Here is a 26,590-nt window from a genome sequence, read left to right on the forward strand (position 1 = left end):
CTACCACCATACCCCGCCGCGGGTGATGCGGATGCGCGGCTTTCCATCGGCGGGCGCAAGGCTTTCTTTGCTGGCCGGTTTGTTGTGCCGGGCCTGGCCTTTCAGCGGCTTTACGGCATCAGAGCTCATCACGCTGGCATAGTCGGCATATTTGGAGCTTTCGCTGCGGCCCCATCTGCGCCGGATACGCGGTACGGGCGATGGGCGCTTGGGCAGTTTCCGGCGCATTTCCCCCGGAATGATCTCGCCGGCAGGTTTCCTGCCTCTAGCGATCTCTTCAATGGTTTCCGGCGCCTCTTTCAATGCCATCAGCCGTTCGATGCGGTCTTCCGTCCTGGGATGGGTTCTTAATAGCGACGGGTTGGGAATGCGCCCGCCGGGCAGCACCATGCCCTCCCAATGGGGCTTTTGCGCATTTTCAAGCTTGATGAGGGCAGAGGCCAGCCCGTCGGGATCGCCCGTCAGCATTGCCGCGCCAAGATCGGCATCGTATTCGCGGGTGCGCGAGAGTGCCAATTGCAACAGCCCGCCTGCCGTCGGTGCGAACATCAGCACGAGGACCGCGAGCCAGGGAACAGCAGCTCCGCCGCCGAACAGGATCGAGGGGATATTGGCAAGCAGGGCGAAGGTGCCGAAGGTGGACATCATCGAGGTGAACCGGCTCACCATGTCGGCAATCGCCATCACCTTGATGTCATCGTTTTTGATATGGGTGATCTCATGCGCCATGATGGCGGCAAGCTCCCGCTTGGTCATGGCGCGTATCAGCTTGTCGGTCATCGCCACTGCCGAATTGTGCTTTCTGCCCACGGCGAAGGCATTCATCATGTTGGAAGGTACCACATGGAGTTCCGGCCGGCTTTCAAGCCCGGCCCGCTCGACAAGCTGGTCGAGAATGGCATGGCCCGCCGGAAACTGCGCCGGTGAAACCTTCTGTGCCTTGTACATGCGCAGCACGATTTGCGGGCTGACACGGCTTGCCATGAAAAGGCTGACGCCGCCGAAAACCGCCGCATACAGGATGCCGTTGGCGCCGAAAAACACCCAGGCAACCACAGCCAGCAGCACAATGGAACCGCCGACCAGCAGCCAGGTGTGGATCGCATTGAGCCAGGCATGCTGCCGCTGGCGGAAGAAACTCAATTGCGTGTCGGCCATGCCGCTCTCCGGTTAATGGTGGTATTCATCTCCCAGATAGGTGGCATTGCCGCCCGCTGCAACGTTCGCCATTTGTTGGGACGGTCGGTCTGAAACGGCAAAGCCGTGCATTCTTGCCATTGCCATGTTCCCATTGGTAAACTGGCCGGACGTGATTCCCGGCGAGGCAGCACGATGGGACGGGTGGCCGGTTGAGCCAGAAACCATCCGGAAATCATTATGGCGCACCATGCCGCCGGAAGGCTGAAGCGCAAAACATCCAGCTCAGGATTGATACCTTGGAAATCACTGCCAGGACCGGATTCATAGCTCCCTTCGCGATATGCCGGTTTATCGCTCTGGTGACGGTTGCGTGCATGCTTTTTTCGGGACAGGCGGTTGCGCAAACCCCGGCAAAGAAGGTGTTCGGCTCCATGGCGGGTGCGGCGGCGCTAAAGCCTGCTGCCCACGGATTTTATTCACGCGGCTGCCTGGCGGGCGCCGTGGCCATGCCGTTCGACGGCCCCACATGGCAGGTGATGCGCATTTCCCGCAATCGCCGCTGGGGTCACCCCGATCTCATCCGCATCATCGAGGAACTGTCGATCAAGGCCAATCGCAGCGGCTGGAATGGTTTGCTGGTCGGCGACATTTCGCAGCCGCGCGGCGGGCCCATGCTGACCGGTCACCGCTCCCATCAGATCGGGCTTGATGCCGATATCTGGCTGACACCCATGCCCAACCGGCGGCTGACCTATCGCGAGCGCGAGGATACCAGCGCGATTTCCATATTGAAGAAGGGCACCAATTATGTTGATGACCGGCGCTGGAACAAGTCATTCGAAAAACTGCTTTATCATGCCGCGAACTTTCCCCAGGTTGAGCGCCTGTTGGTTCATCCCGGCATCAAGAAGAAACTCTGCGACACGGTAAAAGGCGACCGCTCCTGGCTCCAGAAAGTGCGGCCATTTTACGGCCACCACTACCATTTCCATTTGCGGATCGGCTGCCCGCCAGGCTCGGTGGACTGCAGGCGTCAAAAGGCGACGACGCCGGGAACCGGCTGCGATTCATCCCTGAAATGGTGGTTTGATGTCGCTCTTGCGCCGAAGAAAAAGACCAAGAAAAAGAAAACCGCAAAAAAGACCAAGCCCAAAAAGCCCAAGGTGATCACCGTGGCAGATCTTCCGAAAACCTGTCAGGGCGTGGTGAGAGCCGGTGAAAAGCCGGGACGTGCTGCCATCTACAATGCCAGGTCCCTGTCGGGGTTTGTCGCGCCGAAACTCGATCTGCCGGCACGGTTTGACCCCATGGCAGCGCTCGCCAGCCGCCCGATCGAGGCAAGTGGCAAGCCGTTGAAAAAAATCGCTGCCGCAGCAAAGCCGGCGGCTGCCGCAGTACCCACAAGGCGGCAGAATGCACGAACCGTTTTCGAACCGATCACCGGCCCGGTACCCGTCCCGACGCCAAGGCCGGCGCGGTAGTGGCATCAAGGTCCAGGACACGCTCTAGTCGATTTTCTCGTCCGGATAGACACCCCACAAAGTGACCTGCCGAGCATAGCCGGACCAGTCTCTGGCCTGGATCTCGCACCAGCCGTTTTCACAGGCATCAATCTCTGCCAGCACACCGGCTTCCATCCTTGCAACGACAGGGGCGCTGGTATCGGGCTTGCTGTGCAGTTCCACCATGCCGCCTTCGTCCTTCAGCCAGGGTGAGACCAGGGCAGTGCGTTTGCCCGTCAGCAGGGTTTGAACAATCCAGCCTTCAGCGCCGTCTGAATCGCGCACTTTGCGCCAGTTGTCGTATTCCTGCAGGATTTCCAGCGGCAGGCCCCGTTTGGTGAACATCCAGTCGACGGAATATTCCCGGCCCGGCCCGACGCGCATATTGACCTTGCTTGCCTTGAGCGAAACGAACCGCGGCAGTGGCAGTCCGGACTTTCCCTTGTTTGCGGCAGCCAGGACAGCAGTTGGAGCGATGGCCGTGCCCAAAGCAGCAAGAATCGGTGTTGAGAGCAGTGGCGCGGTCAGCATGCCGGCGGTAAGCAGGGAGGCGGTGAGATGACGAAGAGAACGCAACTTCTTCATTTTTACTCGACAATCCGTGTTTCAGGTTGATTGGCCAAATGTGCAATTCCCGGCCGCTGCCGTCTTGACCGCAGGCCCATTGGCGGTGCCAAATGCGTCTGATAAACAGGCTTGCCGTCCGGGAAAAATCATGGTGATTGAAGCTACACCGGACAGGGTTAAAGAGCCGTCAACAGATCGCCGGAATCAGCCAAGGCCGGGCGAAAACCGGCACGGGCAGGAGTTTGCAGCCAGCACATGACCGCTACGAAACCGAAGATCATTGTTACACGCAAGCTGCCCGATGCGGTCGAAACCCGCATGTGCGAGCTGTTTGACACGGAACTGAACCTCGATGACACGCCATTCTCCCGTGCCCGGCTGATCGAGGCGGTCAAAACGGCTGAGTGCCTGGTTCCCACGGTCACCGACCGCATTGACCGCTCGGTGATCGGCCAGGCAGGCGAGCAATTGAAACTGATCGCCAATTTCGGCAACGGGGTGGACAACATCGATATTGCCGCCGCCGCCGAAAAGGGCATTGCCGTTACCAACACCCCCAATGTGCTGACGGAAGATACGGCGGACATGACCCTGGGACTGATGATCGCTGTGGCGCGCCGCTTCGATGAGGGCGTTGATGCCATGCGCGAAGGCCGCTTCAAGGGCTGGTCGCCCACCTGGATGCTCGGCCGCCGCATTTGGGGCAAGCGCCTTGGCATTGTCGGCATGGGCCGCATCGGCACTGCTGTTGCCCGACGCGCCAAGGCGTTCGGCCTTTCGATCCACTACCACAACCGCGAACGCGTGGCAGAACAGGTGGAGCAGGAACTGGAAGCAACCTATTGGGCTTCGCTGGACCAGATGCTGGCCCGTGTCGATGTGGTTTCGGTAAACTGCCCCCACACACCGGCAACCTTTCACCTTCTTTCAGCCCGCCGCATCGCGCTGATGCAGCCGGGCTCCATCATCGTGAACACGGCCCGCGGCGAGATCATCGACCAGGATGCCCTGGTCAAGGCACTGCAGGAGGGCAAGATTGCCGGTGCCGGCCTCGATGTGCTGGAACACGAACCGGCGGTGAGCGAGGACCTGATGGAACTTTCGCGGCAGGGCAAGGCGGTCATCCTGCCCCATATGGGATCGGCGACCATTGAGAGCCGTCAGGAAATGGGCGAACGGGTGATCATCAACATCCGCACCTGGATGGACGGCCACCGCCCGCCCGACCGAATTCTGCCGAACATGGTGTAACCTGGAGAAAGCGAGATGAAGGGAGAACGTTCCTGGCGGTTCAGCCATGCGGTTTCACGCCTGCCCGGCGAGAGCATCGCCAGCGGCCTGCGTGCGCAGGCGGGCACCGACCCTGACCCGAAAACGTTTCTGGCAGAGCACCGAGCCTATACCAGGGCGCTGGAGGAAACCGGGGCAAAGGTTACCGTGCTTGATGCGCTGGAGGAGTTTCCCGATTCGGTCTTCATCGAGGATGCCGCCCTGTGCGCTGGCGGCACGGCGATCATTTTGCGGCCGGGCGCTGAAAGCCGCTATGGAGAGGCCGCTGCCGTCGCCCCAGCGCTTGAAGCCATTTTTGGCTCGGTTAAACGGCTCGAACGGGGTTTTGTGGATGGCGGCGATGTTCTCCTGACCGATGACGAAGCGCTGATCGGCATGTCGGAGCGCACCGATCAGGAAGGTGTCGACGCGCTTTCTGAAATCCTTGAGCCGCTCGGCTACCGCACCCGCACCGTGCACACGCCGCCCGGCGTTCTGCATTTCAAATCGGATTGCGGACTGCTTGACAGCAATACGATCTTTTCAACGGCGCGGCTTGCCAATTCGGGCTGCTTTGAGGGCTATCGGGTGATCGAGGCAGTTGCGGGCGAGGAGGCAGCCGCCAACCTGATCCGCTTCAACGATCCGGTGTTCCTGCGCAGCGGATTTCCAAAGACTCTCGCCCTGCTCCAGTCTGAGGGATACAAGGTGATAACGCTTTCCGCCGATCAGGCCGCCCTGGTGGATGGCGGGCTGTCCTGCATGTCACTGAGATTCAGTCTTTGAGCCTTTTTCGCATGGTGATCGAGGTGGGGCGGTCATAACCTGCATGGGCCGTCTCGGCGGTTCTGGTGAAACCGAGCGCCTCGAAAAACCGGTGGTTGTTCACCAGTTCGACACGCGATTGCAGTTCAAGTTCCCGGTAACCGAGCTGGCGGGCAAGCGCTTCCGCTTCGCTCATCAGACGTTGGCCCAGCCCCTTCCCGCGCGATTTCTCTGCCACGGCGAGTTTACCCACGTAAAGACAGTCGCCGCGCGGATCGCAGAAGATGCAGGCAGCAGGCGCAGTGCCGTCGAAAAGCACCAGTGCATGTTCACGCGCTGCCTTCTGCTGCAGGGTTTTGATTGTCAGGCGATTGGCTGAGGAAGGCGGATCGATAACACCGTCCATATAAGCGAATGCGCCAAGAATCAGATCAAGGACGGCGGGCCAGTGTGGCTCGCCCGGCATCATCCGCCGCAGTATCACTGTCATGGCGTTTTCAGGGTCAATTCAACCCTGCCGCTTGTAACGGATGGTTTCAAACCGCATCGCCTTGCCATCGATCATCAACAGGCGTCCCACCAGCGGCTCGCCGACACCGGTGATGATCTTGATCGCCTCCATCGCCTGAAGCGAACCCATCACGCCGGTCAGCGCTCCCAGAATGCCGGCTTCCGCACAGGCCGGCAATAATCCGTCATCGGGCTTGTCGGGAAAGATGTCCCGGTAGCGCGGATTGGGGTTGCCCTTATTGTCTGCAAGATGGGGCATCAGAACCGTCAGCGTGCCGTCAAACCGCCCGACGGCAGCCGTCACCAGCGGCTTTTCAAGCTTTTCGCAGACATCTGCAGCCAGATAGCGCGTGGCGAAATTGTCCGAACCGTCCACCACAAGATCATAACCGCCGATCAGGCGTTCGGCATTTGCCTCATTCAGTCTTTCATCGTGCCGGATTGCGGTCACATAGGGGTTGATCCGCTGAAGGGAATGCTCGGCCGACTGCGTCTTTGCGGTGCCGACTGCATTGCTGTCATGGATGACCTGGCGCTGCAGGTTCGACAGCGAAACCGTGTCATCATCGGCAATCCCCAGCGTGCCAACTCCGGCAGCGGCAAGATATTGGAGCACCGGCGAACCAAGCCCCCCCGCGCCGATCACCAGCACTTTCGCCGCTTTCAGCTTCTGCTGGCCTGCTCCCCCAACTTCCGCCAGTACGATGTGGCGGGCATAGCGTTCCAGTTCGCTTTCATCGAGCATGTTGGTGGCTCCGCAGACCAGGTGTAATTCAGCCGGTTGTAACACTGCCGCCGCCAACGGTGAAGAACTGGCCGCGCTCGCCCAGCGCGGTAAACAGTGCCCGGTCCGTGCCCGTCATGAAGGCCTGACAGCCCAACCCGTCCACCATGTCGAACAGGGCGGTGCGGCGCTTTTCGTCAAGATGGGCTGCAATTTCATCCAGCAGCAGGATCGGCGCAAAGCCGTTGATCTCGCGGGCCAGCCTTGCATGGGCAAGCACCATGCCGATCAGCAGTGCCTTCTGTTCGCCGGTCGAGCACAAGGCAGCAGGCATCGACTTCGGCCGGTGGTGGACTGCGATGTCGCTGCGGTGTGGCCCTTCCAGGGTGCGGCCCGCCCCCTTGTCATTCCATCGATTGGCGCGAAGGCGGGCGGCATACTCGGCTTCCAGGTCGCTTGCCGCCATGTCCCCATGGGCACTTTCAAGCGTACCCTCAAGGGCAACCACTGCGTCGGGAAAGAGTGAACCTGCCTCGTGCTGCGCAATGATGGCAGCCGACAAAAGCGAGGCCAGTTCCCGCCGGGCAGCAACAATGGCGGTAGCCAGTTCCGCCATCTGGGTTTCCACCGCGTCAAGCCAGGGCCCTGGCGTAGTGTCTTCCGACAGGAGCCGGTTGCGCCCGCGCATCGCCTTTTCAAAATCGTTGACTCGCCGTCCGTGCAAAGGGTCGATCGCAAGCACCATGCGGTCGAGGAATTTGCGCCGGTCGCTGGCAGGTCCGGTAAACAGCCCGTCCATAGCCGGCGTCAGCCAGGCAATCCGGCTGTGCTCCAGCAGCGCATCGATGGTTTTTGCCTGACTGCCATTGATGCGAACCTTGCGCTGGGTTTCTATGCCTGCTGGAGTTTCAACCAGCCCGGTTCCGATCTCGGCCGGCCCGTGCGCGCCACTTAAGGCAGCGAACACGCTCCATGCCCCCGATCCGCCCGCCCGGGCTATCTGGTCATAGGCAGCCCGCCGCAACCCGCGTCCTGGCGACAGAAAGGAAACCGCCTCCATCAAATTCGTTTTGCCGGAACCGTTTTCTCCGGTCAGCACCACATGACGCTGATCAATTTCGAGGGAAAGGCTGTCATAATTCCTGAAATCGGTCAGCCGCAGCACCTCAAGATGTACGGGCCGGTAGGCCGGTTCTGTCCCGGCGGCTTGGTCTTGTGCTGTTTCTTCCGTCCGGGCCATCGCGCAACGCTCCTGCCGGGCTCTTGCCGGCACAAGGGTGATTCACCCGATGGATAGCATATTTGGCGGCAAAATCCGCAAGGCGCCGTATTGGCGCGCCTTACACCCCTGGGCACCCGGGCGCTTATACCCGCATGGGCATCAGCACGAACAGGACATCGTCATCGCCGGAATCGCGGATCAGGGTCGGCGAGCCGGAGTCTGCCAGCATGAAGACCGTTTCGTCGCCTGAAAGCTGGTTGGTGATATCAAGCAAATAGCGCGAGTTGAAACCGATCTCCAGCGCCTCGGCGTCATAGCCCACGGCCACTTCTTCCGTTGCCGTGCCCGATTCCGGATTGTTGACGGCAAGCACTACCTGCCCCTCGCCAATGGTGAGTTTGACCGCCCGACCGCGCTCCGAGGAGATGGTGGATACCCGGTCGACCGCAGCAGCGAAGGTTGCCCGGTCCATTTTCAGTTCCTTGTCGTTCCCGGTGGGGATGACGCGGGTATAGTCGGGGAAGGTGCCGTCGATCAGTTTCGAAGTCAGGATCACATCGCCGACCGTCAGGCGGATTTTGGTGTCCGATACCTCAAAGGTAACCGTGGCGTCTCGATCTTCCACCAGCTTCTGTATCTCGCCGACCGCCTTGCGCGGCACGATGATGCCAGGCATGCCTTCAGACCCCGACGGGGCTTCAGCCTGGGCGCTGGCAAGGCGGTGGCCGTCGGTTGCCACAGCACGCAGCACCGGCTTGCCGTCTTCTTCAACCGAATGGAAATAAATGCCGTTGAGATAATAGCGGGTTTCTTCCGTCGAAATGGCAAACTGGGTCCGGTCGATCAGGTTTTTTAGGTTCGCCGCGGCCAGGCGGAACATGTGGCTGAAATCGCCAGCCGTAATGTCGGGGAAATCGGTTGATGGCAGGCATTGCAGGGTAAAGCGCGAGCGCCCTGCGGCGATCTTGACCGAATTGCCGTCTTCTTCCATCGACAGCATGACTTCCGCCCCCTCGGGCAGTTTTCGCACAATGTCATGCAGCATGTGGGCGGGAACCGTCGTGGAACCGGCCTGCTCGACCACTGCCGGCACTTTCTCGAAGATTTCAAGATCGAGATCGGTTGCCTTAAGGTGCAACTCGCTGCCTTCTGCCGTCAGCAGCACGTTCGACAGGATCGGAATGGTATTGCGGCGCTCGACCACCCTGTGCACGTGGCCAAGGGACTTCAGAAGGTTGGACCGTTCAATCGTTACACGCATTTTGACTGTTCCCGTCTGCTACCTCCCAGGCGGTTGCCATGGGGAAACCGGACGTTGATCTGGCTGGCAGATTGATCTTGCCGGCTGCTGCTTCTGGGTAGAATTCGCGCCGGGCAGCGCAGATTGTGAAAATCCGCGGCATTTTGCAATGGTCTGCGTGTTTTTGACAGTCCTGCCGGTGGCTTTGCTGGGGAAAACCGCCATGGGACGGTTCCTGCTGCTCAGTCGAGGATCAGACGCTTGAGCAATTCGATTTCCTGGGCAAGTTTGTGGTCTTCCGACATCAGGTCCTCGATCTTGCGCACAGCATGCAAAACCGTTGTGTGATCGCGGCCTCCAAAACGCCTTCCGATCTCCGGCAGCGAGCGCGGTGTCATTACCTTGGAAAGATACATGGCAATCTGGCGCGGGCGCACGATCTGCTGGGTGCGCCGGTTTGACAGAAGGTCGTTGCGGGCAACGTTGAACTGCCGGGCAACGACGCGCTGGATGTCTTCGATGCGCACACGCTTGTTGTCGCCGGAGCGGATCAGGTGCCGCAGCATCTTGTCCAGCTCCTCATACCCTTCCGGCCCGTCGCTGTAACGGTGCTGCAGCAGGAGCTGATTGAACGCGCCATCAATGTCGCGGCAGCTCGTATTAACCTGCCGGGCGACGTAATGGCGGATGTCCTCGGGAATATCGAGCCCCGGCTGGTCGCGTTTGGCCTCCTCATAGCGCATGTTCAGGATCGACTTGCGCAATTCGTAGTCCGGTGCCTCGATGTCGAGTGCCACACCGCCCTTGAGACGGGAGCGAACCCGCTCATTAAGGCTTTCAAGCTCCGTGGGCGGACGGTCCGCTGCCACCACCACCTGCCGCGCGCTGTCGATCAGCTCGTTGAGAAGATGGCAGAATTCCGCCTGGATCGCCTTGCCCTGCAGAAACTGCATGTCATCAATCAGCAGAAGGTCGATATCGCGCAGGGTTTCCTTCAGGGACAGGGCGGTGTGGTTGTGCAGGGCCTTGGCGAACACCCACATGAAATAGTCGGCGGTCAGGTAGCGCACCTTCTTGGAAGGATCGCGCAACCGGGTTTCCCAGGCTATCGCCTGCAGCAGATGGGTTTTGCCGAGGCCCACATTGGCATGGATGAACAGCGGGTTGAACCGTACGGACGAACCATCCCCCTCGGCGACCGAACGGGCTGCCGCATAGACCATGCGGTTCGACTTGCTTTCGATGAAATTTGCGAAGGTGTGACGCGGATCGAGCGGGGAACCGGTAAATCCCGGCTCGCCCTCAACCGCATTCCGGCTGGATTGTGAGCGGGGCAAAAACGGCTGGCCACCCCTGCGAGCGTCCTCACCGGCACCGTCCTCGCCGTTCAGCGGCTTGCTGGCAGCACGCACATTGGTCCGCCGCACTGCCGAGCGGATAATGACATCGGCGCGTAAAATGGCCTTGTCCTCTTTCTGCCAGAGTTCGAGCAGGAGGTCACGGTAGTGCGAATTGATCCAGCTTTTCAAAAACGCCGTCGGTACGGAATGAACAGCCACGCCGCCCTCGGTTCCAACCAGTTTGATGCGGCCGAACCAGCTGTTGAAGATTTCGGTACCGAGCTTTGCCTGAAGCTTCTGACGCACCTTGATCCAAGCCCGATGGTCGACGCTTCCTCCGCCGGTGCCATCACCATCGCCGCTTTTTCTTTTTCTGCCTGCCGGTGGTTTCTTGCTGCCCGCTGCCTTGCTCTGCCCGAAAGTTTCGCCGCTTGTCTGTTTCATCTTCCCGCCTGATTGTATATTGCCCGCTTTTGTGCCGGCTTTTCTGTTCTCATTGTGCCAATTCCTCGCGGCCGCCGCCGCGCTGCCTAATCCTTCCTTTTCCAAGGCAGCTTGTCGTGCTGCCAGCCATTGATCTTGGCCCGCTCCCCGGTTTCGTCCGGATCGCCCTCGAAGCCGGCTTCAACGTTATAGGCATGGCTGTAGCCGAGCGCGGTCAGCGCCGCCGCCGCCGCCTTGCTTCTGGCGCCCGAACGGCACAGACAGAACACCGGCATGTTGCGGTCCTTTCCCGCTGCCCTCAGGTTTGCATCCACTGTTTCGGCAAAGTCCGCATTAACTTCCATGGAAGGAAACATCTGCCATTCCACGAACACGGTTTCCTTGTTCAGGGGGGAGAGATCCGGCACGCCGATGACATCCCATTCCCTGGTGGTGCGGACATCGACCAGCACGGCATTCTCGTCCGCCTCAAGCGCGTTCCAGGTATCCTTGCAGCTTTTGTCGCCCGCATACGACATATTGCCCATCTTCCTTTCTTCGTTTTCCAACGCTCACAGCCTTGCCGGCACGTTGACAACGACCCCGCCGGCTTTTGCCCTGTCGTCCGGCAAATCGCCTCACCCTCCGGAACCTGTTTCCGGAGAACAAGGAGCAAAAGCCCCGTTACGCTTTACTTGAGCGCTTCACGCTTTGATCAAAGCGCAACAACGCCATGCCCCGGCTGGCAAATGCCACAGTTGGGTCCCGACCTTCCGGCCAGAATCCGCGTCGTGTTTAACCAGCCCCCCGGCCAGCCCGCCGAAACCGGCTGCCTGTCCTCAGGGCGAGGGCAGTTTGCAGCCTTTGCCGCATCCGCGTGAGTCCGGAAAGCGCGAGCTTCCCGGCCGGCAGAGCGGCCTTATCGGCGTCCGAAAGACATAGAAATCCCTGCCCCGCACAGGCATGTGCCTAACTGGGTGCTGCCGGATGATCCATCCGGTCTCACAAAACAAGAAATCCCCTCTTCCGGGAGCGAAAACCCCAGAAATCCTAGGGTTTGCCGCCGACAGGAAGAAACCTACACAGGCCCATTTTGCCTTGCAACAGGCAATCGGAGATTTTCGAAAAAGTAATTTTTTTAACCGCTTCCCGATACGGAAATCAGCGGGGTGCCATTTCAAAAACAGCTTGTGATTCAACGGTTTTTTGCCGCCTTTGCATGCCCGCCGCAGCCAGGCGGAAGTGAGCGAAAAAAATTTTCTCACCCAAGGGGGATTGACTCAAAAAACCGTGTTGATTCAGTTGATAGGAAATAATTCAGAACGACCATGGTGTATCTTGTTGAATAAAAACAATAAAAAAATAACGGAAAATAATCCTCCAATTTTGGGTGTTTCGGAAAATTTGCCTCGGCAAATCTCTTTGAAACGGACTTCAGGCACATCGCCATACCGGCTACCGCATGGATGGCAGACAGGTGCCGGCCGCCAAAATAGCAAAAACCCTGCGCATCGGCAGGGTTTGTCAACAATCTTACAGCGATTGAGCGTTGAATGGCTGCTGCAACACCGTTGCGCCCGCCTTGCAGCTCCGGGGCCTGAAATCAGGCGCTGGCAGCCTTTACGCGCTTGGCGAGGCGCGAAACCTTGCGGGCTGCAGTGTTCTTTTTCAGGATGCCCCTGCTGACGGCCTTCATGATTTCCGGCTGTGCGGCCTTGAAGGCTTCGTTGGCGGCATCCCTGTCACCAGCGGCAGCCGCTTCTTCAACTTTACGCACATAGGTGCGCATGCGCGAGCGATTGGCTTTGTTGACTTCGGTGCGGGCCTCGATTTTGCGGACCGCTTTTTTTGCTGAGGCAGTGTTTGCCATGGTCGGACTTTCTCAAATGCCCTGATCGGGCGTTCATGTTCGGGTTTTCGGTCTGGCGCGCTGGCATGCCCCGCCTGTTAACCGGCGTATCCTGGCTGCGGCAGCACGACAAAACACGGCGGCTCACATCATCCGAAATGAGCCGCCGGAATTTCGAGGCGCTTATAAGGGGATAATGGGCTCAAAGTCAACGCATCGGGCTTAAAAACAGGCCGGCTTGGCCGATTTCAGCTCGTCCATTTCAGCCCATGCACATCAGCGTTGACAGGCAGGACAGTAAAAGGTTGAGCGTCCCGATTGAACCATCCGGCGGACGGTGCCCTCACAATCCCGCTTCGGACAGGGCTCGCCTTCCCGGCCATAGACGGAAAACTGGTGTTGAAAGTAGCCGAGACTGCCGTCGGCCTGACGGTGATCGCGCAGCGAAGAGCCGCCCGCCTCGATTGCCCGGGCGATCACCCTGCGGATTTCCGCAGCAAGGGGCCGAAGCCGCTTCGATGGTGTGCCGTTTTTCCTTGTCAGGCTGCCGGCGAGCCGCTTCGGAGAAAGCCCTGCCCCGTGCAGCGCCTCGCAGACATAGATGTTGCCGAGGCCGGCAATGAGCTTCTGATCAAGCAGGGCGGCCTTGAGCGGTGTGCGCTTGCCGGCAAAGCACGCAGCAAGATAGTCTTCCGACAAGGCATTGCCGGTGGGTTCGATCCCCAGATCGCAAAACAGGGGATGCAGGTCGAATGTGCTGCGCGGTATCAGGTCCATGAAGCCGAACCGGCGCGGATCATTGTAGGTCACCCGTGCCTTGCCGCTGCCGGCACGCTCAAGGTGAAAAACCACATGGTCATGCGCAGGTTTTTTCGACCGGTCGTGATGAAAGACGCCAGGCTGGCTGTTTTCTGCTTCCATTTCGATCCGGAACGACCCAGACATGCCCAGATGCATGATGAGCACCATGCCGTCATCAAGGTCCACCGTCAGATATTTTGCCCTTCTGCCCATGGCGGTCACGGTGCGCCCTTCAAGCCGTTCGGCAAATTTTGCGGGAAAGGGAAAGCGCAGATTTGCCCTGCGGACTTCCACGGCAGCAATGCGCGCGCCTTCCATCACCGGCGCCAGCCCGCGGCGCACGGTTTCCACCTCCGGCAGTTCAGGCATGACCGTACCGCCCCCTGCCGCCCCTGCGGGAAGCTGACGCATTCAATTGCCGGCTGGTATCGTTATGGTCTTTCTTCAAGGCCGGATCGCCTCCGTTCCTGCTTGCGGGGTGCCATATGCTCCCAGGCTGTCTATAAGGTTGTAACCAACACGCCGGAACGCCAGACCGGACGCCCGCCATTCGATCACCGGAACCGCAACATGCCCGTCCAGAACACAAAAACAAGGTCGAAATCTGCTGAAGAACTTTCCGCAAGCTTTGGTTTTGCGGAAGTCGTCAGTGACGAGAAACAGCCTCTGGTCAACGATGTCTTTCACAAGGTGGCTGGCCGCTACGACATGATGAATGATCTGATGTCCGGCGGCATGCACCGCGTCTGGAAGGACGCCATGATTGCCCGCCTGGCACCGCCGCGCAAGCCGGGCACTCCCTGGCATCTGCTCGACGTTGCCGGCGGAACGGGCGACATTGCTTTCGGCGTGGTGGAAGCGGCAAACCGGAATGTTCGGGCAACCGTGCTCGATATTAATGCTTCCATGCTTGAAGTCGGCCGCAAGCGTGCGGTGGGCCGCAAGTTGGATGGCCATGTGGAATTTGTCGAAGCCGACGCCCAGAAACTGCCTTTTGAGGACAATGCCTTTGACGCCTACACGATCGCCTTTGGCATCAGAAACGTGCCGCACATCGATCTGGCCCTTGCAGAAGCCTGGCGTGTGCTGAAGCGCGGCGGACGGTTCCTCTGCCTGGAATTTTCAGAAGTCGAGGTGCCGGTTCTCGACAGGCTGTATGATGAATGGTCGATGCGGGTAATTCCACAAATCGGCAAGGCGGTCGCCGGGGATGACGAACCTTACCGCTATCTTGTGGAGTCGGTTCGCAAATTTCCCAGTCAGCGCAATTTTGCCGCCATGATTGCCGGGGCGGGCTTTTCCCGGGTTGACTGGTCGGACTTTTCGGGCGGCATCGCAGCGCTGCATTCCGGCTGGAAGCTTTGACGGCATCATGATCATGAGTGTCTTCTCCAACCTTTTGTCGCTGGCGCGGGCCGGATATGTGCTTGCAAGGGAGGGCGTGATTTCCGCGCTTCCCTCCGATCCCCTGCCGCCACCGGCCCGGTTCGGCCAAAAGCTCGCCGGTCTCATTCGCCGTTCCAGGGCAAAGAATGCGACCCGGTCGGAAAAACTGTCCATCGCCCTTAACCGCCTCGGCCCTTCCTGGGTCAAGCTTGGCCAGTTTCTGGCAACCCGGCCCGATGTGGTGGGGGCTGAAATCGCCGGCGACCTGGAACTGCTGCAGGATCGCATGAAGCCGTTTTCGCGTGCCGAGGCGGTGCGCCAGATCGAGGCTTCCCTTGGCCGTCCGCTTGAAGACCTGTTTTCCGATTTTTCCGAGCCCGTTGCTGCTGCTTCGGTTGCCCAGGTGCACAAGGCAGTCCGCAGGCGCGATGGAGAAACGGTAGCGGTAAAGGTAATCCGGCCTGGCGTGAGGCCGCGTTTCCGCCGCGATCTTGAAACCTTCTACACCCTTGCCCGCCTGCAGGAAAAATATGTCCCGGCATCAAGGCGCCTCAGGCCCGTGGCGGTCACCGATACGCTGGCACAATCGGCCAAGATCGAAATGGACATGCGGCTGGAAGCGGCTGCCTTTTCCGAGCTTGGCGAGAATACCGCAGATGATCCGGGCTTTCGCGTGCCGCAGGTGGATTGGGAACTGTCGGGCCGCGATTGCGTGACCATGGAATGGGTTGAGGGGCTCAAGCTGTCCGACGTGGCCGGTATCCGCGCTGCGGGCCACGACCTTCAGCAACTGGCAGCAACGCTGGTTCAGTCGTTCCTGCGCCACACACTACGCGACGGCTTCTTTCATGCCGACATGCATCCCGGCAATCTGTTTGTCGATCCCAATGGGGATATCGTTGCCGTCGATCTTGGCATTGCCGGACGCCTGGGCAAGAAGGAGCGGCGCTTTCTTGCCGAAATCCTCTATGGTTTCATCACCCGTGATTACACCCGTGTGGCAGAGGTTCATTTCGAGGCCGGCTATGTGCCCGCCCATCACGATGTGGCAAGTTTTGCCCAGGCGATCCGCGCCATTGGCGAGCCGATCCACGGCCAGCCGGCGGAAACCATTTCCATGGCCAAGCTGCTCACCCTTTTGTTCGAGGTTACCGAGCTCTTCGACATGCAGACCCGGCCGGAACTGCTGTTGCTGCAAAAAACCATGGTGGTTGTCGAAGGCGTGGCGCGCACCCTCAATCCCAACTTCAACATGTGGAAGACGGCAGAGCCGGTGGTTGGCGACTGGATCCGCCGCAATCTCGGTCCGGCGGCGATTGCCGCAGACGCCCGTGACGGGCTGAAGGCCGGCCTGCATCTTGCCCGCCAGCTTCCCGAACTGTCGGAACGCGCTGAAAAACTGGCAAGGGAAATGGCCGACATGGGTGAGGCCGGCTTCCGCCTGTCGCCGGAAACGGTAGAAAAAATCGGAAAGGCGGAAGCACGCCATTCACGCTGGGGCCACATTGCCTTGTGGGTAATCGCTGCGATTTTGGCCTGGCAGGTGTTTTTCGCCTGAGATGGGCTAACGCCGCGCATTGGAGTCTTCAAGTTTGACAGCGTTGCTAGCAGTGCTTACATTGCTAGCAAACATCTGGCGTGCAACTGTGGAGGTGCATATGGCAACGCTGACAATTCGAAATCTCCCTGACGAGGTGAGGCAGGCGCTCCGCGAGCGGGCGGCCAGAAACGGCGTTTCCATGGAGCAGGAAGTGCGGCGCATTCTCGCTGAAAGCATGCAAAAGACGGCGGTAAAGCACATGCAGTTCAAGGCAGCTGAAGATATTCTGCAAATGGCCCGGGGTTTGCGGGATGAAGCGCCACTTGACCCCATGTACAAGGAACTGTCCCACAAGGAACTGACGGACACCTTGTGGAATGAAGGGCATGATCGCTGATGGTGATTGATTCATCTGCCATTGTTGCGATTCTGCTTGAAGAAGCCGATGCAGAACGTTTCGCGAATGCCCTTGTTGCTGCGCCGCTCAGGATCATGAGCCGCGTTACCTATGTTGAATGCGCCTTTGTGATGCATGGCCGTGCGCCAAAACGCGGGTTGCGTGCCCTGGAGCAGTTGATCGAGGGGCTTCCTGTAAGGTTGATCGATTTTGATGCCGGCCAGATGGACAGGGCTGTTGAAGCGCGGTGCAGATACGGAAAAGGGTCAGGCCATCGCGCAGGCCTCAATCTCGGCGATTGTTTTTCCTATGCCCTGGCAAAAAGCCGCAGCCTGCCGCTACTGTTTCAGGGCATGGATTTTGCCGCGACGGATGTCGAGGCAGCAATTCCATAATCAGTTGATTGCAATGCAATCAACTACTTGAAATCAATGCAATCAAATGCCATGCTGATGCCATGGCCAGCATCACCATACGCAATCTCGATGAGTCCACCAAGCAGGCCTTGCGCCAGCGTGCGGCGGCCAACGGCCGCTCCATGGAGGAGGAGGCCCGCCTGCTGCTGGCAGAACTGGAGCGGGCACAGTTCCCGGACCCGGCCGGTACCGGTGTCCCGCATCAGCCGCCAATATCGGCAATACCGGCAGCCCCTGCCGAAACGCCGGCGCCCGAACCGGCCATTGCAGGTTTTCCCGGGGCCGGAAAGCGCGTCCTGCTGATCATCTCCGGCGGGATTGCAGCCTATAAATGCCTTGACCTTATACGCCGCCTGCGCGAGCGCGGCGTTCACGTTCGCGCGGTCATGACGGCGGCCGCCCAGGAGTTCATCACGCCGCTTTCCGTTGGCGCGCTGACGGCCGATACAGTCTTTGCCGATCTGTTTGACCGTGAGGACGAGCACGATGTCGGCCACATCCGGCTCGCCCGCGATTGCGATCTCATCATCGTCGCCCCGGCAACGGCCGATCTGATGGCAAAGATGGCGAACGGGTTTGCCGGCGATCTGGCTTCCACCGTCCTGCTCGCCACCAACCGGCCGGTATTGATTGCCCCTGCCATGAACCCGGCCATGTGGCGCCATCGTGCGACGCGCCGCAATGCGGAAACGCTCGAAAAAGACGGAATACACTTCATTGGACCGATGGCCGGCGAAATGGCCGAATCCGGTGAGGCGGGCGAAGGCCGCATGGCCGAGCCCATGCAGATCGTGGAGCGGGCCGGTGAACTGCTCGATACTCGCCCCAAGCCGCTCAGGGGCAAGCGGGCAATTGTGACGTCCGGGCCGACCCATGAACCGATCGACCCGGTGCGTTACATCGCCAACCGGTCTTCCGGCAAGCAGGGCCACGCCATCGCGGCGGCACTTGCCGATCTCGGCGCCGAGGTGATCGTGGTTTCAGGTCCGGTTTCCATTCCCGATCCGAAGGGCTGCGAGATGGTACGGGTGGAAAGCGCCCGCGAGATGCAGCGCATGGTGGAGGCAGCGCTTCCCGCCGATATCGCTGTCATGGTCGCTGCGGTCGCAGACTGGCGCTCCAGGGGCGAAGCCAATGAAAAGATGAAAAAGGAAGGCGGCAAGGGACCAACTCATCTGGAACTGACGGAGAATCCCGACATTTTAAAGGGCCTCGGCCATCACAAGCAGCGCCCCGCATTGCTGATCGGGTTTGCCGCCGAAACGCAAAAGGTGGTTGAGCATGCCCGGGCCAAGCTTGAGCGCAAAAATGCCGACTGGATCATCGCCAACGATGTTTCCCCCGACAGCGGCATTGGCGCCGGCGATGGCGGCGTCATGGGCGGCGACCGCAACCGGGTTCGCATTCTCACACGCCAGGGTGTGGAAGCGTGGCCCGAGCTGACCAAAAAAGAGGTGGCAGAGCGCCTTGTCGCGCGCATTTGCGAGCATCTGGCGGCGGCAACCACAACGGCCTGACGCCATCTGCCGGCCATCAAATAAGGACTGCGTTCACCCGTTGTTAACCCTGACACGGCACTACTCGGACAGGGGCAGATGATCGCTTTGCCATGCGTTGCATTGCTGTGTTGCGGCGAACTGCACCTTTTCGAATCCACCCGGAGTTAAATCCGGGCAGTCAGGTGTGGAATTTTATGGCGCACCAGTACAACAAACCCCGCGCCGGGGCTGACGGCCGAGATGCGGCACACAATCTGGCAATCGTTGCCGATCGTGACGCCGATTTCCTGTCCGCTGTTCTGGGCGGCCTGATTTCCAAACTCGATGTTGCCATTGCGCTTTGGGACGAGAAAGACTGCCTGGTCGCCTTCAACACCGATTTCCGCGAGCTGTTTTATGCTTGTCCGGAATTCAGGACCGGCAAGACCTTCGAGGAGTGCCTTACAGATTATGCCCTCTCGAGCGAGGTGCTTGAGCCTGAAAGCCATGCCTTGGAGTGGGTGGCCCGGCAGGTTGAAAAACGCCAGGCCTTGATGGGCAGGGAACGTGAGTACACCACACCGGACGGCCGGCTGATTTCCGCCATCGATTATCCCCTGCCCAATGCCGGGACGCTATCCATCCGCAGGGACGTCACGCAGATGCGGCAAAACAACCAGAGCGAACAGCTTTCGGCCATTGCCCTGGAAACCCTGGCCAATCCGGTGGCGGTGAAGGATTCCTCCCTGCGTTACGTCATGGTCAATGACGCCTTTGCCGCGCTCCATGGCAAAACCCGTCAGGCGATGATCGGCAAGGACTTGTCGGATGTGACCGCAAAGCACATCGCCAGCAAGCTGGAAGCCCGCGAGCGGATCGTTCTGAAGACAGGCAGGCCGGTGGTTCTGGAGGAAGCCTGGCAAACGCCCGATGGTGAGCGAATCGATGTTGTTTCCAGCTGCAAGCGCCTCGACACCAGTGAGGGCGAATCCTATGTTTGCGTCGTTGTCAACGATGTGTCCGACATCCGCCGGCGTGAGCGCAAGCTTGAAGAACTCACCGGAGAAATCGAGAGAAGCCGGCAAAAACTGGAGGACTTCGCCGCAACTGCTGCCGACTGGTTCTGGGAGATGGACAAGGACCTGAGGTTTACCTTTCTGTCGGAACATATTTACGGCGCAGTCGGTATTCGCCCTGAACAGATTGTCGGGAAAACCCGCCGCGAGCTGATTGTTGGAGGGGAAATCAATCCCGACTTTCAAGGCCATCTGGACGCGATGGAAACCCGTCTGCCTTTCAAGGACTTTACCTACAGGATTTGGTCCGAGGCGCGGCAGGAGGAAATCTGGATTTCCACCAGCGGCACGCCGCTGTACGGCGATGACGGGGAATTCACCGGCTATATCGGCTCCGGCCGGAACGTGAACGAGCAAATGCGCATTCGCGCCGAGTTCGAGGCAGCTTCCCGCCTTGTTTCCCAGGCGACCTCCGCGATGGTGCAGGGACTGATGATATTCAGCGATGAAAAAATCGAGTACATGTCGGGCAAGGCCAGACAGCTTCTTGAATTGCCTGAAGAGATCGGCGTGGGTACCTCAATTGAGGAGTATTTCGAATATCTGATCGAGCGTGGTGACTATGAGGATACGGAAGCCGGCCGAAGGAAGACATCGCAGATAGCAGCCGATGTGCGCGATGGCAGGATGCACCGTGTCGAGCGTGCCACGCCCTCCGGCCGTATGCTGGCCATCGAGGCAGCACCCGGCATTCACGGCGGTGCCGTCATTACCATTTCCGACATTACCAAACAAAAGGAACACGAAAGCGAGCTCGAAAAGGCACGTAGCCTGGCACAGCATGCAGACCGTGCGAAATCGGAGTTTCTGGCCAACATGTCCCACGAAATCCGCACACCGATGAACGGGGTGATGGGCATGGCTGAATTGCTGTCGAAAACCGATCTCAATGCAAAACAGCAGATGTTTACCGATGTCATCGTGAAATCCGGCTCGGCGCTCTTGACCATCATCAACGACATACTGGATTTCTCCAAGATCGACGCCGGACAGATGGAGCTTGATCCTGCTCCCTTCAAACTGGCCGAGGCGATAGAGGATGTGGCAACGCTGGTGACTTCGAGGGTCGCTGAAAAGGATCTTGAAATGATTGTGCGGGTCGACCCGGCCCTGCCTGCAATGATGGTCGGCGATGTCGGGCGAATCCGGCAGATTGTGACCAATCTGCTTGGCAATGCAGTCAAGTTCACCGAGCAGGGCCATGTCTATGTGAATGTTTCTTCACTGGGAACTTCCGGGAAAGCTGGCGCTCACCGTCTGCGATTTGAGGTGGAGGACACCGGCATCGGCATTCCCGCCGACAAGCAGAAGACGATCTTCGAAAAATTCAGCCAGGTAGATGCCTCTTCAAACCGCAAGCACGAAGGCACCGGTCTTGGCCTGGCGATCGCTTCTTCACTGGTCGAGCTCATGGGTGGCAGAATTGGCGTTCAATCCGCCGTAGGCGAAGGCTCCACGTTCTGGTTTGAAATGGAATTGCCGGAACATGCCACCGGCAAGTCTGGCAAGCGGCCTCCGCGGGATGTCACCGGCGCGCGGATCCTCATTGTCGATGACAATGCAGTCAATCGCTCCATCCTGAGCGAGCAACTGGCGGCCTGGCGCTTTGATGGTGCGGCGGCCGGAACCGGCGAGGATGCCTTGACAATCCTTAGGCTGGCCGGCGAAAGAGGCCTCAAGATCGACTGCATTGTTCTCGATTATCAGATGCCGGAAATGAACGGCGGTGAATTTATCGAAAGAATGCGCCGTGATTCGGCAATCGGCGATATTCCGGTAATCATGCTCACCTCGGTGGATCAGACCCGTGAAGGCAAGTCGTTTTCCTCGCTCGGCATCGCCGGTCATCTGACCAAGCCGACCCGTTCCTCCATGCTGCTGGAAACCATCGTTTCAGTGCTGCAGGAGGAAGGCATGCCGCAGCCGGCCGAAGCAAATGAGGCCGATGCCGCCAGCGCATCCCGGGCGGCGGCAGGCTCGGATGATCTGTCCCCCTTGGCGCTGCCTGAAGATGCCGGCCACGAGCACCATGCCGATATCCTGATCTGTGAAGACAATGAGGTGAACCAGATTGTATTCCGCCAGATTCTGGAGGCCGCAAATCTGAATTTCCGAATTGCCGTCAATGGCAAGGAGGGAGTGGCGTTGTGGAAGGAACTGCATCCCCGTCTCGTTTTGATGGATGTCTCAATGCCCGAAATGAACGGGTTTCAGGCCACCCGTGCGATCCGAAAGCTGGAAATCGACAGCGGTCGCCACACGCCGATCATCGGCATTACCGCGCATGCGCTCAAAGGCGACATGGAAAAATGCCTGGAAGCGGGCATGGATGACTACCTTGCCAAGCCTGTTTCACCCGACCGCCTTGGCGAAATGATCAGAAAATGGCTGGCCCCGAAGAGCAGCAAGTCTGCTTCAGGCAGCGCTTTCGGCTAACTGGCGATGCTTGCCACGGCTGCTTGCATTCTGCCGGCCGAACGGCTCGCAGCGCATTTCTGCTCCACTGACCGTAATAAATGTGCCGGGTTCAACGGCGGCCCACCTGCTGTCCTGCCTGTCCAGAGGTTCGGAAACAAGGCACCATCCCTCGCCAATGGTTTCCTGTGAAACATACAGGGTCGGGCAGATTGCGTCGGTCGAATACCGTACCGCATGGAGCTGCCTGCCGTCCGACAGGGCTGCCGTGAGCCTGACCAGAGGTTCAACACTCAGGCGCTGGGCTGTTTCAAGAACCGTTTCGACGGCTTTCATCAGGGCGCGGGCGGGCGCTTCTTCAAGCCCCTCCTGCAGTGCCAGCAGAAACAGTAGCTCTGAATCCGTCGACCCGAAGCGGACCTGATAAAGGGCGTCCGACAGTTTCTCTTCCAATGCCCGCCTGAGATGGGTAAAACCGCCGATCTGACCATTATGCATGAACGCCCAGTGCCCCATAACGAAGGGATGACAGTTCTGGCGGTTGGTTGGTGTGCCGGTGGAAGCGCGAACATGGGCCAGGAACAGCGGTGAGCGCACCTGCCGTGCAATGTTGCGCAGGTTGCAGTCGGACCAGGCTGGCAGGATATCCCGGTAGAGGCCCGGTTCGGGGCGGTCGCCATACCAGGCAAGCCCGAACCCGTCGCCATTGACGCTGGTTTTGCATTCGCTCGCCGCCTGGGATTGCTCAATGAGGGAATGGCGCGGCGAGGCGACGATTTCCTCGATATGGACAGGCTTTCCAGAATAGGCGGCCCAGCGGCACATCAGGTTAGTTTCCCCTGTTGTGGGTGCGCTCATAAAGACGGCGCACGATGCGGCTTGCCGTTTTTTCGCACAGACCCGGAATGATGGCGTGCACCAGCGCTGCAAAAGCGGCGGCAAACAGCGCCATGGAAAAGCGGAATGCGAACAATGCATGTTCGCCATAACTCTCGTCCACCGAGTTGGGGTGCGAGATGAAAAACCTGTTGATCAGTTGAGACATGGCTTCCTCCATATGATTTGTTGGTGGAGTTTATCCCGATGCCATTGGGTGATTATTCAATTCTGTTGTTACTTTTGCGTAAATAATGGGATAAAAAATCGGGTATGAGTGATTTGGATGAATTTGATCTCAAGATTCTGCAGGCGCTGCAGCGCGATGCTTCGCTGACCGCCGACGCGCTGGCCGAGCTGGTGCATTTGTCGCGCAATGCCTGCTGGCGGCGGGTAAAGCGGCTGGAGGAATCAGGCTATCTGCGCGGCAGGGTGGCGCTGGTCGATCCTGCAAAGATCGGCCTCGGCCTTCTGGTGATCATTCTGATCCGCACCTCCAGCCATGACCGCGAATGGCTGGCGGCCTTCCGTTCGGCAATCCAGTCCATGCCGCAGATCATCGCCGCATTCCGCATGAGTGGTGATCTCGACTACGTGCTCCACGCTCGCGTGGCCGATGTGAAGGCCTATGATGAGTTGTATCAGCGTCTGATCGACAGGGTGCCGCTTACCGATGTATCGGCTTCCTTCGTGATGGAGGAAATCAAGGAAACCGCCGAATTGCCGCTTGATCTGGCGCGTGTTCGCAGGCAAGCCCGTCTGGAGCGACAGCAGTGAGCGCCAAGGGTGAACTTGGGTGCCGGATTGGGGAAAGTCGACATGGCGGGATCGGAAGTTCTTTTGAATGTGGTGCGCTTGCCCCATGGCGAAGGGCTGGACCTTCCTGTCTACGAGACACCGGGCAGCGCCGGCATGGATATCCGCGCCGCGGTCGAAAAGGCTCTCACCCTCAAGCCCGGCGAGCGTAGCCTGGTGCCCACTGGCCTAATCCTTGAAATTCCTGCCGGCCATGAAGTCCAGATTCGCCCGCGCTCGGGCCTTGCCTGCAAGCACGGCATCACCTGCCTCAACACACCCGGCACCATCGACAGCGACTATCGCGGCGAGGTCATGATCCTGCTGATCAATCACGGCACAGATCCGTTCACCATTGAACGTGGCATGCGCATTGCGCAGATGGTGCTTGCGCCGGTCAGCCGTGCCCGCATCGGACTTGCCGATCTGGCCACCGCGACCGAGCGTGGCAGCGGCGGCTTCGGCTCGACGGGAAACTGAACCGCCTGTATGGGTTTTCGCGTTTGTTAAAGAGTCCTAACTTCAACAAAGGCCAGTCATGACCGTCGCCGCCTTCTTCGCCTATGCCATAGCGCTTGGTATTGCTGCTGCCATTCCCGGCCCCGGTGTTGCCGCGCTGGTCGGCCGTGCGCTTGGAACGGGCTTTGCCCGGTCCGTGCCCATGCTGTTGGGCCTTGCGGTTGGCGATGTGATCTATCTGACCCTGGCCATTGCCGGTCTTGCCTTCATTGCCACGGCATTTTCCGCTGCGTTTTTTGTCGTCAAACTGGCCGGGGCCGCCTATCTCCTCTGGCTCGCCTGGCGCTTCTGGAACGAAGGGATCGCCGTTCGCAAGGTTGAAAAATCGGCTGGCCGAAGAGACGGTATCGCTTCCTTTCTCGCCGGACTTGCGGTCACCCTGGGAAATCCCAAGACCATCGTTTTCTATATGGCGATCCTGCCTGCGGTGATGGATTTGAGCGCGGTAACCCTTGCCGGTTACGGCGTGCTGGTCATTCTTACCTTTCTCGTGCTCTTTGTCGTCATGACGCCCTATATGGCGCTTGCCTCCAGGGCACGATTGTTCTTCACCGATCCCCGGGCACTGCGGCGGCTCAACCGGTCTGCTGCCGCTGCCATGGCCGGCACGGCGGGCTGGATCGTTGCCAAAGGCTGAAACGGGTTGATGGCGGCTGATTTACGCTGACAGCGAAAGACGGCGCCAATCCGTCCTGCATTATTGCAAGGCAATAGAAAAATTCTTCTCTGGATTCTCCTTGCGGCGGCACAGGTTTCTGGCAACCGGCGCAAGACCGTGGTCTACTCGCCGCAACCGGTACAAGGAGTAATCCCATGGCAAAGACGCCCGGCCGCGGCCGCATTTTCAACGACATCACCGAAACCATCGGCGACACGCCGATCATCCGCCTCGACAAGCTGGCAAACAAGCACAAGGTGCAGGCAAACCTGCTCGCCAAGCTGGAGTTCTTCAATCCGATCGCCTCGGTCAAGGACCGCATCGGCGTCAACATGCTCAATGCGATGGAAAAGAAGGGCATCATCAAGCCCGGCAAAAGCGTGCTGATCGAGCCCACTTCCGGCAACACCGGCGTGGCGCTCGCCTTTGCCGCCGCCCAGAAGGGCTACCGCCTTATCCTCACCATGCCGGAGACCATGTCCATCGAGCGGCGCAAGATGCTGGCGCTTCTGGGGGCTGAACTTGTACTGACCGAAGGTCCCAAGGGCATGAAAGGGGCAATTGCGGCGGCCGAAGAACTGGCAGAGAAGACGAAGAATGCCGTCATTCCCCAGCAGTTCGAAAATCCGGCCAATCCGGAAATCCACCGCAAGACCACCGGTCCTGAAATCTGGAACGATACAAGGGGCAGGGTGGATGCGTTTGTTTCCGGCATCGGCACAGGCGGCACCATTACCGGCGCCGGCAGGTACCTGAAACGCAAAAACCCGAAATTGCATGTTGTGGCGATCGAACCGGCCGATTCGCCGGTACTTTCGGGGGTGAGCCCGGCCCGCACAAGATACAGGGCATCGGTGCGGGTTTTGCGCCCGGCGTTCTGGACACGAAAATCTACGATGAAATCGTACAGGTTTCCAACGAAGATGCCTTTGCCATGGCCCGTGAGGTGGCGGCGCTTGAGGGCCTGCCCGTCGGCATTTCGTCGGGTGCGGCGCTCCTTGCCGCGATCAAGGTGGGAAGGCGCAAGGAGTTTGCCAAAAAGAACGTGGTGGCCATTATCCCAAGTTTCGCCGAGCGTTACCTGTCAACGGCGCTGTTTGAGGGGTTGGGGAGTAAGGGCCGAACGCCCGCTTGCCACTGTGTGCCCTGTTGAGGCAGACTTGGGGAAGTTGACCCAACCAACAGCAGGCAAATGACCGGCGAGCAAAGATCTCTGATAGCGGTAGCGGTTGCCACAGCGCTTTTGACGGCAGGGTTTGGACATGGCGCTGCACAGACCAAATCGCGCATTCCCGACCGCGCGGTGTATCAGGCGATGCTGAATGGGGCGCGGGATTCTGGATGGGTCGCCTTCCGCAATTGGAATGGCCAGCAACTGGTCTACTTCACGGCGCTTCAAACCCTGCATTGCAGGCTTTCGGAAATCCGCTATTCCATCAACAGCGATCTGTTGGACAAGCGCTTCGAACTGGTCAAATGCAATCCGCAGAACCCGCTCGCGCTGCCGTCCGGCTCCGGCCTTGAAGATATCGCCATCCAGCTGCCGCCGGAAACGGCCCGGACAGTCGCGGTCCAGGTCGTTTGGGATGATGGCGGACAGTCGGAGGTCATGGTCTATGAACCCTGCAAGGATGTAGGCGATCAGACCTGTGCCTGGCCGGTGGATTGATACCATTGTGGTA

24 protein-coding genes and 2 pseudogenes are annotated in these 26,590 nt (G+C 59.3%); 14 read left to right on the forward strand and 12 right to left on the reverse strand.

From position 1 onward, the window contains the following. Complete coding sequence (locus BVL55_RS00725) at positions 1 to 1,158, reverse strand: zinc metalloprotease HtpX (RefSeq protein ID WP_075995300.1); 1,158 nt, start codon at positions 1,156 to 1,158, stop codon at positions 1 to 3. Positions 1,159 to 1,514: 356 nt separating this feature from the next. Between BVL55_RS00725 and mepA the strand changes: the two are divergent. Beyond that, positions 1,515 to 2,378, forward strand: a pseudogene (gene mepA, locus BVL55_RS00735) (penicillin-insensitive murein endopeptidase); the annotation flags it as partial. A 267-nt stretch (positions 2,379 to 2,645) separates the two neighbouring features. Here the strand turns inward: mepA and BVL55_RS00740 are convergent. Then, positions 2,646 to 3,227 carry an SH3 domain-containing protein gene (locus BVL55_RS00740; RefSeq protein WP_075995303.1) on the reverse strand — a complete coding sequence of 194 codons (582 nt, stop codon included), beginning with the start codon at positions 3,225 to 3,227 and terminating at the stop codon, positions 2,646 to 2,648. Positions 3,228 to 3,464: 237 nt separating this feature from the next. On the opposite strand from BVL55_RS00740, the gene BVL55_RS00745 reads away from it, so the two are divergent. Continuing rightward, positions 3,465 to 4,460 (forward strand): 2-hydroxyacid dehydrogenase, encoded by a 996-nt coding sequence (locus BVL55_RS00745; protein WP_075995304.1) that lies wholly within the window; start codon positions 3,465 to 3,467, stop codon positions 4,458 to 4,460. 15 nt (positions 4,461 to 4,475) lie between these two features. Then, positions 4,476 to 5,264: an arginine deiminase family protein gene (locus BVL55_RS00750; protein WP_075995305.1), complete on the forward strand. Its 789-nt coding sequence runs from the start codon at positions 4,476 to 4,478 to the stop codon at positions 5,262 to 5,264. Here the strand turns inward: BVL55_RS00750 and BVL55_RS00755 are convergent. From BVL55_RS00755 to mutM, 8 genes are all read right to left on the reverse strand, one after another. Next, entirely contained in the window at positions 5,254 to 5,733 is a 480-nt protein-coding gene (locus tag BVL55_RS00755) for a GNAT family N-acetyltransferase (protein ID WP_075995306.1), read from the reverse strand. The two genes, BVL55_RS00750 and BVL55_RS00755, sit on opposite strands and share 11 nt — an antisense overlap. 18 nt (positions 5,734 to 5,751) lie before the next feature. Next, positions 5,752 to 6,498 (reverse strand): molybdopterin-synthase adenylyltransferase MoeB, encoded by a 747-nt coding sequence (locus BVL55_RS00760; RefSeq protein ID WP_075995307.1) that lies wholly within the window; start codon positions 6,496 to 6,498, stop codon positions 5,752 to 5,754. A 28-nt stretch (positions 6,499 to 6,526) separates the two neighbouring features. Next, the gene (gene recF / locus BVL55_RS00765) at positions 6,527 to 7,717 is read right to left on the reverse strand and encodes a DNA replication/repair protein RecF (RefSeq protein WP_083649285.1); all 1,191 of its coding nucleotides are present in this window, start codon (positions 7,715 to 7,717) and stop codon (positions 6,527 to 6,529) included. Positions 7,718 to 7,841: 124 nt separating this feature from the next. After that, positions 7,842 to 8,960 (reverse strand): DNA polymerase III subunit beta, encoded by a 1,119-nt coding sequence (dnaN, locus tag BVL55_RS00770; RefSeq protein WP_075995308.1) that lies wholly within the window; start codon positions 8,958 to 8,960, stop codon positions 7,842 to 7,844. 221 nt (positions 8,961 to 9,181) lie between these two features. Further along, the gene (gene dnaA / locus BVL55_RS00775) at positions 9,182 to 10,723 is read right to left on the reverse strand and encodes a chromosomal replication initiator protein DnaA (protein ID WP_083649286.1); all 1,542 of its coding nucleotides are present in this window, start codon (positions 10,721 to 10,723) and stop codon (positions 9,182 to 9,184) included. A gap of 86 nt (positions 10,724 to 10,809) precedes the next feature. Then, on the reverse strand, positions 10,810 to 11,250 hold the full coding sequence (locus BVL55_RS00780; protein WP_075995309.1) for a rhodanese-like domain-containing protein: 441 nt from the start codon (positions 11,248 to 11,250) through the stop codon (positions 10,810 to 10,812). 1,055 nt (positions 11,251 to 12,305) lie between these two features. Next, on the reverse strand, positions 12,306 to 12,572 hold the full coding sequence (rpsT, locus tag BVL55_RS00790; protein WP_075995311.1) for a 30S ribosomal protein S20: 267 nt from the start codon (positions 12,570 to 12,572) through the stop codon (positions 12,306 to 12,308). 255 nt (positions 12,573 to 12,827) lie between these two features. Then, on the reverse strand, positions 12,828 to 13,721 hold the full coding sequence (mutM, locus tag BVL55_RS00795) for a bifunctional DNA-formamidopyrimidine glycosylase/DNA-(apurinic or apyrimidinic site) lyase (RefSeq protein WP_075997785.1): 894 nt from the start codon (positions 13,719 to 13,721) through the stop codon (positions 12,828 to 12,830). 201 nt (positions 13,722 to 13,922) lie between these two features. Here mutM and ubiE point away from each other — a divergent pair, with 201 nt between their 5' ends. The 6 genes from ubiE to BVL55_RS00825 all read left to right on the forward strand — a co-directional run bounded on the left by ubiE (position 13,923) and on the right by BVL55_RS00825 (position 22,081). Further along, the gene (gene ubiE, locus BVL55_RS00800) at positions 13,923 to 14,717 is read left to right on the forward strand and encodes a bifunctional demethylmenaquinone methyltransferase/2-methoxy-6-polyprenyl-1,4-benzoquinol methylase UbiE (protein WP_075997786.1); all 795 of its coding nucleotides are present in this window, start codon (positions 13,923 to 13,925) and stop codon (positions 14,715 to 14,717) included. A 13-nt stretch (positions 14,718 to 14,730) separates the two neighbouring features. Further along, on the forward strand, positions 14,731 to 16,296 hold the full coding sequence (ubiB, locus tag BVL55_RS00805; protein ID WP_075997787.1) for a 2-polyprenylphenol 6-hydroxylase: 1,566 nt from the start codon (positions 14,731 to 14,733) through the stop codon (positions 16,294 to 16,296). A gap of 100 nt (positions 16,297 to 16,396) precedes the next feature. Further along, a complete protein-coding gene (locus BVL55_RS00810) occupies positions 16,397 to 16,675 on the forward strand; it encodes a FitA-like ribbon-helix-helix domain-containing protein (RefSeq protein WP_075995312.1) in 279 nt (92 codons plus the stop codon). Further along, entirely contained in the window at positions 16,675 to 17,070 is a 396-nt protein-coding gene (locus tag BVL55_RS00815; RefSeq protein ID WP_075995313.1) for a type II toxin-antitoxin system VapC family toxin, read from the forward strand. The genes BVL55_RS00810 and BVL55_RS00815 overlap by 1 nt, the downstream gene beginning before the upstream one ends. 62 nt (positions 17,071 to 17,132) lie before the next feature. Continuing rightward, entirely contained in the window at positions 17,133 to 18,608 is a 1,476-nt protein-coding gene (gene coaBC / locus BVL55_RS00820) for a bifunctional phosphopantothenoylcysteine decarboxylase/phosphopantothenate--cysteine ligase CoaBC (protein ID WP_075997788.1), read from the forward strand. A 176-nt stretch (positions 18,609 to 18,784) separates the two neighbouring features. After that, positions 18,785 to 22,081 (forward strand): response regulator, encoded by a 3,297-nt coding sequence (locus BVL55_RS00825; protein ID WP_075995314.1) that lies wholly within the window; start codon positions 18,785 to 18,787, stop codon positions 22,079 to 22,081. Here the strand turns inward: BVL55_RS00825 and BVL55_RS00830 are convergent. Both BVL55_RS00830 and BVL55_RS00835 read right to left on the reverse strand, forming a co-directional pair. Next, on the reverse strand, positions 22,061 to 22,885 hold the full coding sequence (locus tag BVL55_RS00830; protein WP_075995315.1) for a class II glutamine amidotransferase: 825 nt from the start codon (positions 22,883 to 22,885) through the stop codon (positions 22,061 to 22,063). The genes BVL55_RS00825 and BVL55_RS00830 overlap by 21 nt on opposite strands. A 4-nt stretch (positions 22,886 to 22,889) precedes the next feature. Then, a complete protein-coding gene (locus BVL55_RS00835) occupies positions 22,890 to 23,105 on the reverse strand; it encodes a DUF6356 family protein (RefSeq protein WP_075995316.1) in 216 nt (71 codons plus the stop codon). Positions 23,106 to 23,209: 104 nt separating this feature from the next. Between BVL55_RS00835 and BVL55_RS00840 the strand changes: the two genes are divergently transcribed. From BVL55_RS00840 to BVL55_RS00860, 5 genes and pseudogenes are all read left to right on the forward strand, one after another. Beyond that, complete coding sequence (locus BVL55_RS00840) at positions 23,210 to 23,713, forward strand: Lrp/AsnC family transcriptional regulator (RefSeq protein WP_075995317.1); 504 nt, start codon at positions 23,210 to 23,212, stop codon at positions 23,711 to 23,713. 42 nt (positions 23,714 to 23,755) lie between these two features. Then, the gene (gene dut / locus BVL55_RS00845) at positions 23,756 to 24,211 is read left to right on the forward strand and encodes a dUTP diphosphatase (RefSeq protein WP_075995318.1); all 456 of its coding nucleotides are present in this window, start codon (positions 23,756 to 23,758) and stop codon (positions 24,209 to 24,211) included. Between the two features lie 58 nt (positions 24,212 to 24,269). Continuing rightward, positions 24,270 to 24,887: a LysE family translocator gene (locus BVL55_RS00850; RefSeq protein WP_075995319.1), complete on the forward strand. Its 618-nt coding sequence runs from the start codon at positions 24,270 to 24,272 to the stop codon at positions 24,885 to 24,887. A 176-nt stretch (positions 24,888 to 25,063) separates the two neighbouring features. Further along, positions 25,064 to 26,061: pseudogene (gene cysK / locus BVL55_RS00855) on the forward strand (cysteine synthase A). A 39-nt stretch (positions 26,062 to 26,100) separates the two neighbouring features. Beyond that, positions 26,101 to 26,577 carry a hypothetical protein gene (locus BVL55_RS00860; RefSeq protein WP_075995321.1) on the forward strand — a complete coding sequence of 159 codons (477 nt, stop codon included), beginning with the start codon at positions 26,101 to 26,103 and terminating at the stop codon, positions 26,575 to 26,577. Positions 26,578 to 26,590 lie beyond the last annotated feature (13 nt).

Origin of the sequence: Salaquimonas pukyongi (assembly GCF_001953055.1) — a bacterium.
Classification (GTDB): Bacteria; Pseudomonadota; Alphaproteobacteria; order Rhizobiales; family Rhizobiaceae; genus Salaquimonas; species Salaquimonas pukyongi.